The organism is Amycolatopsis sp. NBC_00355 (assembly GCF_036104975.1).
GTDB lineage: Bacteria > Actinomycetota > Actinomycetes > Mycobacteriales > Pseudonocardiaceae > Amycolatopsis.
The window spans coordinates 9,574,494-9,587,885 of record NZ_CP107982.1; the positions used below are offsets into that span (position 1 = coordinate 9,574,494).

A 13,392-nucleotide genomic window follows, 5' to 3' on the forward strand; every position below is an offset into this window, starting at 1 on the left:
AACGGGTGTCGCCGAGGGTTGCTACCCACGTCATGTTGGGCCGAAACCCCGGGTTGGTGGCTTATTTTCCGTGCGTGGTCCTGAACTGCGGTAACGCACACAAAACGGGGCGGGCACGCACAGTGTGCGCGCTCGCCCCGTCGGAGAGCGGATCAGCTGGCGTAGGCGCGGAGCCGGTCCGCGCGCTCGCCCTGGCGGAGCTTGGACATGACCTCGCGCTCGATCTGGCGGACGCGCTCGCGGGACAGCCCGAAGTGCTTGCCGATCTGGTCGAGGGTGCGGGGCTGGCCGTCGTCCAGGCCGTAGCGCAGCCGGATGACGAACTGCTCGCGGTCGTCCAGCGTCGCGAGCACGCGGCGCAGGTCGTCCTGCAGCAGGCCGGAGATCACGGCGCTCTCGGCGTCGGTCGCCTCGGAGTCTTCGATGAAGTCACCGAGCGGGGCGTCCTCCTCCGCGCCCACCGGCATGTCCAGGCTTACCGGGTCACGCGAGTGGTCGAGCAGGTCGGAGATCTTGTGGGCCGGGATGCCCGACTCCGCGGCCAGCTCGTCGTGCGTCGCGTCGCGCCCGAGCTGCTGGTGCAGGTCGCGCTTGATGCGGGCGAGCTTGTTGACCTGTTCCACCAGGTGGACCGGGAGCCGGATGGTGCGGCCCTGGTCGGCCATGCCCCGGGTGATGGCCTGCCGGATCCACCAGGTGGCGTAGGTCGAGAACTTGAACCCCTTGGAGTAGTCGAACTTCTCCACCGCGCGGATCAGGCCCAGGTTCCCCTCCTGGATCAGGTCCAGCAGCGGCATCCCCCGGCCGGTGTAGCGCTTGGCCAGCGAGACGACCAGGCGCAGGTTCGCCTCGAGCAGGTGGTTCTTCGCCACGTGCCCGTCACGGACCAGAGCGGACAGCTCGGTGCGCCGCTTGGAGGTGAGATTCTCCCCGGTGTCCAGCATGTGCTGGGCGAAAACGCCGGCTTCGATGCGCTTGGCGAGCTCCACCTCGTCGGCGGCGGACAGCAGCGCCGTCTTGCCGATGCCGTTGAGGTAGACACGCACCAGGTCGGCGGCGGGGCTCGGGGCGTCGAGGTCGCCTTCGGCGAACGCCCCCGCGCTCACCGGCTCCTCGGACGTCTGAGCCGGGATACGTTCGCGAATCCCGCGCGACTCGCGTTCGAGAGTCTGGACTGACATTCTGCCTCCCCGGTCACGGGCTGAACGTGCTGCGGTGGGTCACGCCGGGTGCGTACCCGCGGACCGAGGCCTGTGGAACCCGGTACGCCGGTCCGGCCGGCTTGGCTGGACATCTGGTGCAACGCTCCGGGTTCCCGAAACGTTCCCGGCTCGCTGAAAAGGAGACGGCTGCCGAAGCCTTCCGGTTGCTCCACCAATGCTGAGCTTTTCCTGAGAGTGGGCAGGGGTCGCGAAACCTGAGAAGACCTTGAGAATTCGGTCAGGAAGTGAACCGCTCCGAAGTGGTCTAGACCTCTACGAGAACGGTGAACGGACCGTCGTTGACGCTCGATACCGCCATCATCGCCCCGAAACGCCCGGTCGCGACGGTGGCGCCGCGGTCGCGCAGCGCGGCCACCACGGCCTCCACCAACGGTTCGGCGACCTCCGGCCGCGCGGCCCGCGTCCACGACGGCCGGCGCCCTTTCTTCGTGTCGCCGTAGAGCGTGAACTGGCTCACCACGAGCAACGGCGCATTCACCGTCGCGCATGATTCCTCGTCACGCAGGATGCGCAACTCGTGCAATTTGCGCGCCATCGTCGCGGCCTTCGCGGCGTCGTCGTCCGCGTGGATTCCCAGCAGCACAAGCAGACCGGGTTCGGTGATCGCGCCGACCACCTCGTCGTCCACCGTCACGTCCGCCCGGGTGACGCGGGCCGCGACCGCCCTCACCGCCGCGCCGGGACGAGCATGCCGTGCCGGACGAGCTCGCGGACGACGGGCAGCGCGGCGGCGGCCAGTTCGTCCGCTTCGAGGCCCTGGGCGGCCGCGAGCAGCTCGATGAGGTCTTCCAGGGGCAGGGCGCCGCGGCAGCCCGCGAGCAGCCGCGCGGCCAGGTCGTCGACCTCGTGCTGCCAGCCCGGCCCGTCGGTGCGGTGCAACCGCCGGATCGACGTCGTCCAGCCTTCGTCACCCGGTTCTTCGACGCTTTCCAGCAAAACGGTGTCGGGCACGACAAATCGGACATCGAGCAACGAACCGGAATTGCGCAGCCATTCGACGCGGTCCAGCCAGCCCGCCGCTTCCGGGCCCAGCGGGTCGTCGTAGGCCTGCCGCAGGTCTTCGCAGACGACGGTCGGGGTGCGCCCGGCCGCGCGGCGCAGCGTCACGAAACCGAAGCCGATGCCCCGGACGTCGTTGGCGGTGAACCAGTCGAGCCACGCCGCCGCCTTCGCCCGGCCTTCGGGGGAGCGCGGTTCGATGCCCGCGTCCCGCAGCCACGTGCCGACGTAGAGCGCCGGGTCGGCGACGTCGCGCTGGACGAACCAGGCGTCCGTCTCCGCGGGCAGCCAGCGGCTCACCCGGTCGGCCCAGTCCTCTTTTCCGGTGTGCAGCCAGGAAGCCAGCAGCTGGCCGACGCCGTCGTCGTTCAGGAACCCCGGCAGCTGCCGGATGACGAGCGCGCTCGCGTCGTCGCCGGCCAGCCCGGAGTCGCGGTAGGTGTAGTCGACGCGCGCCGGGCCGACCACGAACGGCGGATTGCAGACGACCTGGTCGAACTTCCGCCGCGCGACCGGCGCGAACCACTCGCCGCGGACCAGCTCGACGTCCAGCTCGTTGAGCCGGAACGTCGCCGCGGCCAGTGCGAGCGCCCGCGCCGAGACGTCGGCGGCGGTGACGCGCCGCGCGTGCCGGGTCGCGTGCAGTGCCTGGACGCCGTTGCCGGTGCCCAGGTCGAGCAGGGTGCCGACCGGGCGGCGGGTGGTGGCGCGGATCAGCGACAGCGAAGCGTGGCCGACGCCGAGCACGTGGTCCTCGGGCACGGTGGCGCCCAGCACGTCGGCGTCGAGGTCGGAGACGACCCACCAGGAGCCCTCCTCGTCGCCGTGCGGGCGGACGTCGAGGGCGGCGCGGTAGCCGCCGGCGACGGCGTCCAGCAGGCCGGCCGCGGCGGCGTCTTCCGGTGTCAGCGGCGCGAACGCGGCCTTGACCGCGGTCTCCGGTTCGGTGCCGCCGAGCAGGAACAGCCGGATCAGCGTGCCGAGGTCGCCCGCGTCCCGGCTGGCCCGGTCCGCCGGTTCCGGCTCGCTGCGGCCGAGCGCCGCGTGGGCGGCACCGCCGAGGGCGCCCACCACGCCGTCGGCGTCGTAGGAGGTGCGCCGGAAGGCCTCGCGCAGCCGCGCGCAGACGTCGTCGGACAGGTCGGGCAGTACGCTTCGCGTGCTCACGGTGGGTAATGCTGCCACGATGGCTCCTGTGACCCTCGAAGACGTCCTCACCCCGCTCGGCGCGGCGCTGCCCGAGCTCGAAGCGCTCTACATCGACCTCCACCGCCACCCCGAGCTCTCCTTCGCCGAGACCCGGACGGCGGCCGAGCTGGCCCGGCGGCTGGAGCGCGACGGCTACGAGGTGCACACCGGCATCGCCGGCACCGGGGTATTGGGCGTGCTGCGCAACGGCGAGGGCCCGACGGTGCAGCTGCGCGCCGACATCGACGCGCTGCCGGTCGAGGAGAAGACCGGGCTGTCGTACGCCAGCACCGCGCGCGGCACCGACGAGCACGGCACCGACGTCCCGGTCATGCACGCTTGCGGGCACGACATGCACGCCACCTGGCTGTCCGGGGCCGCGACGCTGCTCGCGCGCGGCCGTGACGCCTGGTCCGGCACGCTGCTGGTGGTGTTCCAACCGGGGGAGGAGAGCGCGGGCGGCGCGTCGGCGATGGTCCGCGACGGCCTGTTCGACATCGCCGGGAAGCCCGACGTCGTGTTCGGCCAGCACCTGGTGCCCGGCCCGGCGGGCTGGGTGCTCACCCGCCCCGGCGTGATCATGGCCGCGACCGACACGCTGCGGATCACCCTGCACGGCCGCGGCGGCCACGGCTCGCGCCCGGAGACCACCGTCGACCCGGCCGTGCTGGCCGCGTCCGTCGTGCTCAAGCTGCAGACGATCGTCTCGCGCGAGATCGCCGCGACCGACTCGGCCGTCGTCACCGTCGGTTCGCTGCACGTGGGCACGGCGAGCAACGTGATCGCCGACGACGCCGTGCTGGAGGTCAACGTCCGGTCGTTCGACCAGGCGGTCCGCGAGCGCGTGCTGACCGCGGTGGAGCGGATCGTCAACGGCGAAGCGGCCACGGCCGGCGCGCCGAAACCGCCCGAGATCACCCGGTACGGGTCCTACCCGATCACGGAGAACGACGAAGCGGCCAACAACGCGCTCGCCGAGGTCTTCCTCGCCCACTTCGGGCCCGAGGTGACCATGCCGGCCCCGCTGATCACCGGCAGTGAGGACTTCAGCGAGTTCGGCCGCGCCGCCGGCGCGCCGTCGGTGTTCTGGCTGGTCGGCGGGTTCGACCCGGCGACGGTGATCACCGCGATGACCGAGGGCCGGTTCGAGCGCGACATCCCGTCCAACCACTCGCCGCGGTTCGCCCCGGTGCTGCACCCGACCCTGCGCACGGGCATCGAAACGCTCGTCGCCGCGGCGTTGAGCCGCTTGGCCCACCCCGGTGTCGCATGAGCCGCCGGGGTGCGACGATGGACAGCGGAGGTGGTGCAGTGACCATGCCCGCCAACGACTCGGACCCGGTGCTGATCACCGGGGCGGCCCCGTCGTACGAAGAACAGTTCAAAGCGCGCAAGCGCAAGTACGTGATCATGATGGCGTGCCGCATCCCGTGCCTGATCCTCGCCGGGCTGACCTACCACACGTGGTGGCTGGCGCTCGGCTTCCTCGCGATCTCGGTGCCGCTGCCGTGGATCGCGGTACTGATCGCCAACGACAGCCCGCCGCGCAAGACCGAGAAGGTCAACCGCTTCCAGGCCGAGCCGACGGCGATCGAGCACACCACCCACCGCGTCATCGACGGCTGACCAAGCCGCCATTCATCCGACGAAACCCGCGCTCGGGGCCGCCGAAGCCGCATCTTTCCTAGAGAAAGATGCGGCTTCAGGCCGGTTGGGGTCCGACCTTCCCGACGGCCAGCGCGCCCAGCCGCGTTCCGTGGCGCAGGACGTCCACCGTGGACTCGCCGGCCAGCCAGCCGGTGAGCACGCCCGCGTCGAACGCGTCGCCCGCGCCCGTCGAGTCCACGCAGTCGGCCTCGATCGCGGGCACGCTCGTGACGCCGCCGCCGTCGACCCAGCTCGCGCCGTTCAGGCCCGCCGTGACCACCACCGCGCCCACCGCGGCGAGCAGCTCCTTCGCCGACGCCGGGTCCGCCGAACCGGTCAGCGCGACCAGTTCCTCGGTGTTCGGCATCAGCAGGTCGACGCCGCGGACGTCGTCGAGGAACGCCGCCGGATCGGTGATGTGCGCCGCCGCCTGCGGGTCCACCGACGTCGTCAGGCCCAGCTCACGGGCCAGCGCCAGCGCGGCGAGGCCCGCGGCCCGCGACGGCGGGTCGAGCAGCACGTACCCGGACAGGTGCAGGTGCCCCGCCCCGGCCAGCGACTCCCGAGTGACGTCCTCGGGCGCGAAGCGCTGGTTCGCGCCGCGGTCGGCGAGCATGCTCCGCTGCCCCGTCGCGTCGACCATCACCACGACGCAGCACGTCGGCGCCTCGGGGTCGACCGCGAACGCGCACCGCACGCCCGCGGCTTCCAGCTCGGCCTTGATCAGCCGGCCGCCCGGGTCGTCGCCGATCCGTGCGAGCAACGTCGTGTCCGCGCCGAGCGAACGCAGCCACAGCGCGGTGTTGGCGCCCGAACCGCCGCCGGTGAAGCGGATCTTCGCGCGGGCGTCACCGCCGTGCGGCAACGGCTTGTCGTGCCGCGCGATCACGTCCAGGGCCGCGTCGCCGACCACCACGATGCCGGTCATGCGAGCGCCACCGCGACGTCGGTCGCCAGCTTGGCGTTGCTGAGCACCAGCGCTTCGTTCGCGTCGATGCTCACGCCGCCGCTCGCGGTGTGGAAGTGCTCCAGCAGCACCGGCGTGACCTCGGCGCCGTGCACGCCCCGCTCGGCGACCAGCGCCAGGCCTTCGGCGAGCAGCCGGTCGTGCAGCTCTTTGTCCATTTCGGACGCTTCGGGGATCGGGTTCGCCAGCAGGACACCGGAATCCGCGTACGCGCGGTGCGCGGCGACCACGGCGGCGGCCTGCTGTGCGTCGTCCACCCGCCAGCCCACGGCGTGTCCGGACGACCGCAGGTAGAACGCCGGGAAGTCGTCGGTGCGATAACCCAGCACCGGCACCGAGTTCGTCTCCAGCACCTCCAGCGTCGCCGGGATGTCGAGCACCGACTTCACGCCGGAGCAGACGACGACGGTCGGCACCTTCGCGAGCACGCCGAGGTCCGCCGAGACGTCCCAGGACTGCGCGGCGCCGACGTGCACGCCGCCGAGGCCGCCGGTGGCGAACATCCCGATGCCGGCCGCGGCGGCCAGCGCCGACGTGCTCGCCACGGTCGTCGCGCCCGAGCGGCCCAGGCCGACGGCCGGGCCGAGGTCGCGCAGCGACAGCTTGTCCAGGCCGGCGTCCGGCGCGCAGACGCGCTCGAGCTCGGCGGGGGAGAGGCCGACGACGACGCGGCCGTCGAGCACCGCGATGGTGGCCGGGACGGCGCCGCCGTCACGCACCACGCGCTCGAGGCGCCGGGCGACGTCGAGGTTGCGGCCCGGCGGCAGGCCGTGGGACAGGATGGTGCTCTCCAGCGCGACGACGGGGTGCCCGTCACGCAGCGCCGAAGCGACCTCTTCGTGCAGGTTGAGTGGGGTGGTCACGAGGAACCATCATCGGTGATCGGGTCGGTCCCGGCGCCAGCGGGTCAGCTCGGCGGTCAGGTTCTTTTCCGCGGCGGTCGCCCAGCGTGCCCGCGCGGCTTCGCTGCGGTAGAGCGTCCGCGACAGCATGCCTTCGAGGACGGCGATGCGCCCTTCGCGCCAGACGTCGTCGGGGTACTTCGCGTACTCCTGGCGCACGGCTTCGGCGTACCCGGCGTACTGCGCTTCGGGCGCGCCCAGGATGGCGAGGTCGGCGTCGAGCAGCGCGGTGGCGAGGTGGTCGCCGGCCGGCGCGTCGTGCTTGATCGTGGTCAGGATCAGGCCTTCCACGCGCTCGACGTGCGCTTCGGCGACCCCGGTCAGCGCTTCCCGGGCCCAGGCCGCGCTCGCGCGTTCGTCTTCGCCGGGGTTCGCGTCGTAGACGACGTCGTGCGTCCACGCGGCGACGGCGACGACGGCCCGGTCGGTCTCGCCGAGACCGCCGGCCAGCCAGGCGGAGTCACGCGCGACGGCGGCCGCGTGGGTGAGCGTGTGGTAACGGCGATGGGGCTCTCCGTAACGGCTTTCGAGCCGGGGCCAGGCGTCCGGTGTGCCGCCGAGCGCGGCGATCGCTTCGGCCCACTTCACGGGAACGTCCAGCGCGTCGGGGTGTTCGTGAAGTCCTTCTCCCGCAACCCGATCACCTTCTCCGGCCGCAGCCGCATCGACGCGTTGGCGGCCGGTTCGAGGAAGTCTTCCTCATACGACGTCCGGTACTTGGCGTTCATCGCGTCCAGGAACTCCCGCAGCGCCGCCGGATCGGTGACGACCTCGGCGGTGCCCTCGACGACGACCGGCTCGTACGGGTCGTCCGTCGCGATCGACACCGCCGAGCCCGCGGCGACGTTGCGGGCCTTCACCGACCGCAGCGACGACGAAAACCACATCACCTCGCCGGTCCACACCGCCCACACCGGCATCAGGTGCGGGCGCCCCGCCGGGGTCACCGTGGCGAGCCAGAAGTCGTGGGACGCGCGCAGCCGCTCGTCGGCCCACGACCAGGGCAGCAGGCCCTGGCCGGCGGGCGCGATCCCGTACCCGGGCATGTACGGACGGTGCGTCTCCACGGCTAGTCGAAGATCCCGCGCGGCCGCGCCACCTGGTCGAACCAGTCGTCGAGCTGCTTCTCCCAGTTCACGTCCGGCTTCATCGTGAACAGGCCGAGGAACTCCTGGCCGCGGCCGCCGAAGCCGCCGGTCTTGCTCACCCGGACCCGCTTGGTGACCTCCAAGACGACATCGGTGCGCTCCGACGACGTCAGGAACGTGACCGCGACCTGGGAAAAGACGCTCGCGAAGCGCGGTGAAGGTGCGAAGCGGATCTCTTGGAAGAAGGCGAGCTGCTGGTTCGCGCCGTTGATCCGGCCCTGCTCCAGGATCGCTTCGTGGTAGACGAAACCGATCCGGCCCAGCGCGTCGAGGACCCGCTTCTGCGCCGGGAGCGGCTCGATCGCGACGGCGTCGGCGTCGAACGGGTCGGACACGGCCGCCGCGAGGTCCAGCTCGGCGCGCACGCCGACCGCCGTCCCCACCAGGGGCTTGCCGAAGACGCTCGTGACCGGCGTCTCCCAGGGCAGCGGGATCTCGAACGGCACGCGCACCTGCTGGCCGGCGCGGATGGTCTCGCGGCCGACGAGCTGCTGCGCGCCGAACGGGAGGTCTTCGGTCTTGTCCTCGCCGGGGACCTGGACGCGGGCCAGCAGCGTCACGCCCAGCGCGTTGATCTCCTGGTCGACCTCCCCGCCGAGCAGCAGGACCTCGCCGTGCAACGGGCGGCCGGGGGCGGCCGTGCGGTCGAGCAGGCGGGCGTCGATCTTCGCTCCGCCCGAGCCGAACGTCGCGAGCACCTTCTGGAACATGCCGCCGATCCTGCCAGGTCGAGGGGCTTTCGTACGAGCTTCGGGGGGACTGGGGCACAATGGCCGGGTGAGCACCGAGACGCTGACGAAGCCGGAAACCACGCCCGAGGGCACGGAGACCACCGACGACGACACACCGAAGATGTTCCACTACGTGAAGAAGGCCAAGATCGCCGAGAGCGCGGTCATGGGCAATCACGTGGTGGCGCTGTGCGGTGAGGTCTTCCCGGTGACGAAGTCGCCGAAGCCCGGTTCGCCGGTCTGCCCGGCCTGCAAGGAGATCTTCGACGGGCTGCGCAAGGGGGAGTGACCCCGCGCCCGGAACCCCGGCTGACGTCGTCCGCCGGGGTTCAATCCTGTCCGGAAAGGGACAGATCTCCGGGATAAACGTGAAAACCCTTCATTAGACGGGTGCGCGACGCCCGGGAGTGCTGGTAGATCCGGTGCGCCAGGTTTCCCACTCCCACCGGAGGCGTCATGCGCAGAACCGGGATCATCGTCGCCGTAGCCGCCCTGCTCACCGTGTTCGCGCCCGCGCTGGCGCAGGCCGTCACCGGCTGGACCGAGGTCGGCAAGGACCAGGCCCGCGCCCTCGACGAGAGCCAGGGGCTCGCGACGATCGTGCGGCCGTCGGGCACCACCATCCGCTACACCGGGCTCAGCACCATCCCGGCCGACCTGAACTCCCAGGGCTGGAACCACATCGGCGACCCCGGGTCGGCGCAGGGCTGGTACGTCGAGCCCTACCAGCGCGACGACCGGGGCGGGAAGCTCTACCGCGTCCAGGCGCCGGACGGCTCGTGGGCGAACTACAAGCACAGCCTCGAGTCGTGGGAGGCGAACAACAACTCGTTCGCCGCCGTCTCGCCCGACGCGCGCTGGCTGGTCGAGGGCGAGTACGGCACCATGGACCGGCTCCTGGTCCACCCGATGCCCGGCGCGGTGTTCACGACCCCCGCGCAGAACCTGCCGCTGGCGGGGACGATCCGCCTCGACCACCCGGTCCGCGACGTCCAGGGCTGCGACTTCCAGACCGCGACCCGGCTGCTCTGCTCGTCCGACGACCCGGACGGCAGCCTCTTCGGCACGACGAAGCCGCTGCTGCAGGTCGACCTCGCCGGCGGCCTCAACGGCTCCGACGTCGCCGGCCACGTCACCTCGCTCGGCCAGCTGCCGCTGCGCAGCGGCTGCAGCGGGACCTTCGAGGTCGAAGGCCTCGACTTCGACGAGCGGGACAACACCCTGCGGGTCATCGTGATGTCGCCGAGCATCTGCATCCTCTTCGACAGCATGACCTACCGCTTCAAGCAGTAGCCGCCACTCGAGCCGTGCTGGAAGGGCCGACACGCGTGATTGAGAAGCCGACTCGCGTGGTTGAAGGGTCGACACGCCGGGTGAACGCCGAAGGCCCGGCACTTTCACGTGAAAGTGCCGGGCCTTCGTCAAACGGTCAGGCGGTGGGGGCGGGGTCCAGGGACTCCGACTCCGGGGCCTCGACCGGGTGCCGGCGGGCTTCGCGGCGCGCGTGGCGGCGTTCCTTGCGGGTCTCGACCATCGTGTAGAGGGTCGGGACCAGCACCAGCGTCAGCAGCGTCGAGCTGACCAGGCCGCCGATCACCACGATCGCCAGGGGCTGGCCGATGAAGCCGCCCTGGCCGGTGATGCCCAGCGCCATCGGGACGAGCGCGAAGATCGTCGCCGCCGCGGTCATCAGGATCGGCCGCAGCCGGCGCCGGCCGCCTTCGGTGACGGCGTCGGCGACGCTCATCCCCTCGGCGCGGTACTGGTTGATCAGGTCGATCAGCACGATCGCGTTGGTCACGACGATGCCGACGAGCATCAGCATCCCGATCAGCGACGGCAGGCCGAGCGCGGTGCCGGTGGCCAGCAGCAGCCCGATCGCGCCGGTCGCCGCGAACGGGATCGACACCAGCAGGATCAGCGGCTGGATCAGGCTGCGGAACGTCGCCACCATGATCAGGAACACGATCGCGATGGCCGCGAGCAGCGCCAGGAAGAGGTTCGAGAACGCCTCCTGCTGATCCTGGCTCACACCGCCGAGCGAGTACGACGCGCCGCCGGCGAACGTGATGCCGTCCAGCTTGGACTGGATGTCCGCGGTCGTCTTGCTCAGGTTGTCACCGGTGTTCTTCGCCGTGACGGTGGTGCTGAGGTCGCCGCCGGTGCGGTGCACCGACGCCGGGCCGTCCACAGTGGACACCTTCGCGACCTCGTCCAGCCGGACGACGCCGGCCGGGCCGGGGATCGGCAGGCCCTTGACCTGGTCCACGGACACCGGCGCGGTGCCGGCGCGGAGCACGACGTCCGTGCGCTGCCCGTCGACCGGGAGCTGCGTCACCGTGCGCCCGGCGATCGCCTGGTTGGCGACCTGGCCGATGGTGCTCGCCGACAGCCCGCGCGCGGCGGCCGCGGCGTCGTCCACCTCGACCTGCACCCGCGGCGAGCCGACGGACAGGTCGCTGGTCACCTCGGTCAGCCCGGAAACCCCTTGCAGCGCCTGCTGCACCTGGTCGGACGCGGGCTTCAGCGCCGCTTCCGACGGCGCGGTCACGGTGACCGAGACCTGGTCGGAGTTGAACCCGGAGGCGTCGGCGCCGATCTTGATCTCGCCCAGCTCGGGCCGGGACGTCAGCTTGTCGCGCAGCCGGCTCGACAGCGCGTCGAGGTCGGTGTCCTTCGCGACGGTGACCGAGATGCTGGTCGCCGTGCCGCCGCCCCCGAAGCCGCCGAAGCCGCCACCCCCGCCGACGCTGACCTGGTAGGTCTGCACGGCCTTCTCGGCCGCCAGGGCCTGCTCGACCGCCGTGGCGGCCTTCTCCTTGGCCTCGACGCTGGTGCCCGCGGGCAGCTTCTGCGTCATGTTCAGCGTGGTGCCACCGGACTGGTCGAGGAAGTTGGTGTTCAGCCGCGTCGCGAGGCCGACCGTGCCGGCGAAGATCAGCAGCGCCAGCAGCACGACGGTGAGCCGCCGCTTGGTGGCGAAATGGATCACCGGCAGGTAGGCGCGCTGCAGCAGGCCGCGGCGCTCCTTCTCGACGGCGGCTTCGCGCGCCCGCTCGGCCTCGATGGCGTCCGCCGGGATCGTCGGTTGCTTGAGGAACCAGTACGCGAGCACCGGGACGACGGTCAGCGACACGAGCAGCGACGCCAGCAGCGCCACCGTCACGGTGATCGCGAACGGCGAGAACAGCTCCCCGACGAACCCGCCGACGAAGGCGATCGGCAGGAACACCGCGACGGTCGTCAGCGTGGACGACGTCACCGCGCCGGCCACCTCGCGGACGCCGTCGAGCACCGCCCGCTGCTTCTCCTCGCCGTACGCCAGATGCCGTTTGATGTTCTCCAGCACGACGATCGAGTCGTCGACCACCCGGCCGATCGCGATGGTCAGCGCGCCGAGGGTGAGCAGGTTGAGCGACAGGTCGCCGGTCCACAGCGCGAGCAGCGCGACCACCACCGACAGCGGGATCGACACCGCGGTCACCAGCGTCGAGCGCACCGACAGCAGGAACAGCAGGATCACGATGACGGCGAACGCCAGGCCCAGCAGGCCTTCGGTGGTCAGGCCGCTGATCGCGTCCTTCACCGGGGTGCCCTGGTCGAACACGACGCTCATCTCGGCGCCGGTCTTCTTCGCCAGGTCGGGCAGCTTGTCGCGGACGGCGTCGGAGATCGCGACCGCGTTCCCGTTGTCCACCATGGTGATCGACAGGCCGAGGCTCGGTTTGCCGTTGGTGCGCGTGATCGACGTGGGCGGCGCGAACCCGGTCCGGACGTCGGCGACGTCACCGAGCTTCACCGGTCCCCGGGCCGGTCCGCGGGCCGCTCCGGAAGCCGCGCTCGGCGTGAGGTAGAGGTTGCGGATCGTGTCCACAGTGGTCTGCGCGCCGCCGACCTGGACGGACAGCGTCTTGCCGCCTTCGGTGAGCGTCCCGGCCGGCACGGCCGCGCCCGCCGTCTGCAGCGTCGTGGCGATCGACGCCGGGTCGACGCCCGCGGCGGCCAGCTTCGCGTAGTCGAGGGTGATCGTGACCCGCGGCTGCTGCACGCCGGTGACGGTGACCGTGCGGACGCCGTCGATCTTGCGCAGCTCCGGCGCGACCTGGTCGGTCAGCGCGGGCGCGAGCTGCTGCGGGTCCCCGGCGGTGCCGGCGGCGACCAGGACGACCGGCAGGTCGTCGGTGCTGCCCGCGGACACGGTCGGCTCGGAGTTCTGCGGCAGCCGCGTCCGGAGCTGGTTCACCGCCTGCTGGATCTGCGAGACGGAGGCGTCGATGTCGGTCCCGAACTCGAACTGCGCGACGATCCGCGACACCCCGTCGGACGACGTCGAGTTGAGCTGCTCCAGGCCCTTCAGGCCCTGGAGGCCTCCTTCGAGGGGCTCGGTGACCTGCTTGTCGACCGCGTCCGGGGACGCGCCCGCGTACGCGGTGACGATCTGCGCCTGCGGGAACTGCAGCGACGGGAACAACTGCTGCTTGATCTGCGGCAGCGCGAAGGCACCGAAGCCGACGACGACGAGCGCGAGCAGGCCGATCAGGCTTCGGTTGCGCAGGCTCAATCTGGCCAGCACGGACATGACTTGGG

At 71.5% G+C, this 13,392-nt stretch carries 13 protein-coding genes; 4 read left to right on the plus strand and 9 right to left on the minus strand.

The window, feature by feature from the left end; translation table 11 throughout:
- Window positions 1–152 precede the first annotated feature (152 nt).
- From OHS18_RS44595 to OHS18_RS44605, 3 genes are all read right to left on the minus strand, one after another.
- Window positions 153–1,181 (minus strand): sigma-70 family RNA polymerase sigma factor, encoded by a 1,029-nt coding sequence (locus OHS18_RS44595; RefSeq protein ID WP_328614870.1) that lies wholly within the window; start codon window positions 1,179–1,181, stop codon window positions 153–155.
- 286 nt (window positions 1,182–1,467) lie between these two features.
- Window positions 1,468–1,893: a D-aminoacyl-tRNA deacylase gene (gene dtd, locus OHS18_RS44600; RefSeq protein WP_328458802.1), complete on the minus strand. Its 426-nt coding sequence runs from the start codon at window positions 1,891–1,893 to the stop codon at window positions 1,468–1,470.
- On the minus strand, window positions 1,890–3,389 hold the full coding sequence (locus OHS18_RS44605) for a DUF7782 domain-containing protein (RefSeq protein WP_328614871.1): 1,500 nt from the start codon (window positions 3,387–3,389) through the stop codon (window positions 1,890–1,892). Before OHS18_RS44605 ends, dtd begins: the two co-directional genes overlap by 4 nt.
- Window positions 3,390–3,417: 28 nt before the next feature.
- On the opposite strand from OHS18_RS44605, the gene OHS18_RS44610 reads away from it, so the two are divergent.
- Entirely contained in the window at window positions 3,418–4,683 is a 1,266-nt protein-coding gene (locus OHS18_RS44610) for an amidohydrolase (RefSeq protein ID WP_328618685.1), read from the plus strand.
- A gap of 17 nt (window positions 4,684–4,700) precedes the next feature.
- On the plus strand, window positions 4,701–5,036 hold the full coding sequence (locus OHS18_RS44615; RefSeq protein WP_328458800.1) for a DUF3099 domain-containing protein: 336 nt from the start codon (window positions 4,701–4,703) through the stop codon (window positions 5,034–5,036).
- A 76-nt stretch (window positions 5,037–5,112) separates the two neighbouring features.
- Here OHS18_RS44615 and OHS18_RS44620 read toward each other — a convergent pair whose 3' ends face one another.
- From OHS18_RS44620 to OHS18_RS44640, 5 genes are read right to left on the minus strand one after another with little or no spacing between them, the layout of a single operon-like run.
- Window positions 5,113–5,985, minus strand: a complete 873-nt coding sequence (locus tag OHS18_RS44620; protein ID WP_328458799.1) for a carbohydrate kinase family protein — start codon at window positions 5,983–5,985, stop codon at window positions 5,113–5,115.
- Window positions 5,982–6,887, minus strand: coding sequence for a pseudouridine-5'-phosphate glycosidase (locus tag OHS18_RS44625; protein ID WP_328614872.1), 906 nt, complete (start codon window positions 6,885–6,887; stop codon window positions 5,982–5,984). The genes OHS18_RS44620 and OHS18_RS44625 overlap by 4 nt, the downstream gene beginning before the upstream one ends.
- Window positions 6,888–6,896: 9 nt before the next feature.
- Entirely contained in the window at window positions 6,897–7,514 is a 618-nt protein-coding gene (locus OHS18_RS44630; RefSeq protein WP_328614873.1) for an HD domain-containing protein, read from the minus strand.
- On the minus strand, window positions 7,511–7,972 hold the full coding sequence (locus OHS18_RS44635; protein WP_328614874.1) for a TIGR03618 family F420-dependent PPOX class oxidoreductase: 462 nt from the start codon (window positions 7,970–7,972) through the stop codon (window positions 7,511–7,513). Before OHS18_RS44635 ends, OHS18_RS44630 begins: the two co-directional genes overlap by 4 nt.
- 23 nt (window positions 7,973–7,995) lie before the next feature.
- The gene (locus OHS18_RS44640; RefSeq protein ID WP_328614875.1) at window positions 7,996–8,784 is read right to left on the minus strand and encodes a sporulation protein; all 789 of its coding nucleotides are present in this window, start codon (window positions 8,782–8,784) and stop codon (window positions 7,996–7,998) included.
- Between the two features lie 67 nt (window positions 8,785–8,851).
- Here OHS18_RS44640 and OHS18_RS44645 point away from each other — a divergent pair, with 67 nt between their 5' ends.
- Entirely contained in the window at window positions 8,852–9,094 is a 243-nt protein-coding gene (locus tag OHS18_RS44645; RefSeq protein WP_247063499.1) for a DUF3039 domain-containing protein, read from the plus strand.
- Between the two features lie 167 nt (window positions 9,095–9,261).
- The gene (locus tag OHS18_RS44650; protein WP_326947676.1) at window positions 9,262–10,098 is read left to right on the plus strand and encodes a hypothetical protein; all 837 of its coding nucleotides are present in this window, start codon (window positions 9,262–9,264) and stop codon (window positions 10,096–10,098) included.
- Window positions 10,099–10,234: 136 nt separating this feature from the next.
- On the opposite strand, the gene OHS18_RS44655 is transcribed toward OHS18_RS44650, so the two are convergent.
- Window positions 10,235–13,384, minus strand: a complete 3,150-nt coding sequence (locus tag OHS18_RS44655; protein WP_328614876.1) for an efflux RND transporter permease subunit — start codon at window positions 13,382–13,384, stop codon at window positions 10,235–10,237.
- Window positions 13,385–13,392 lie beyond the last annotated feature (8 nt).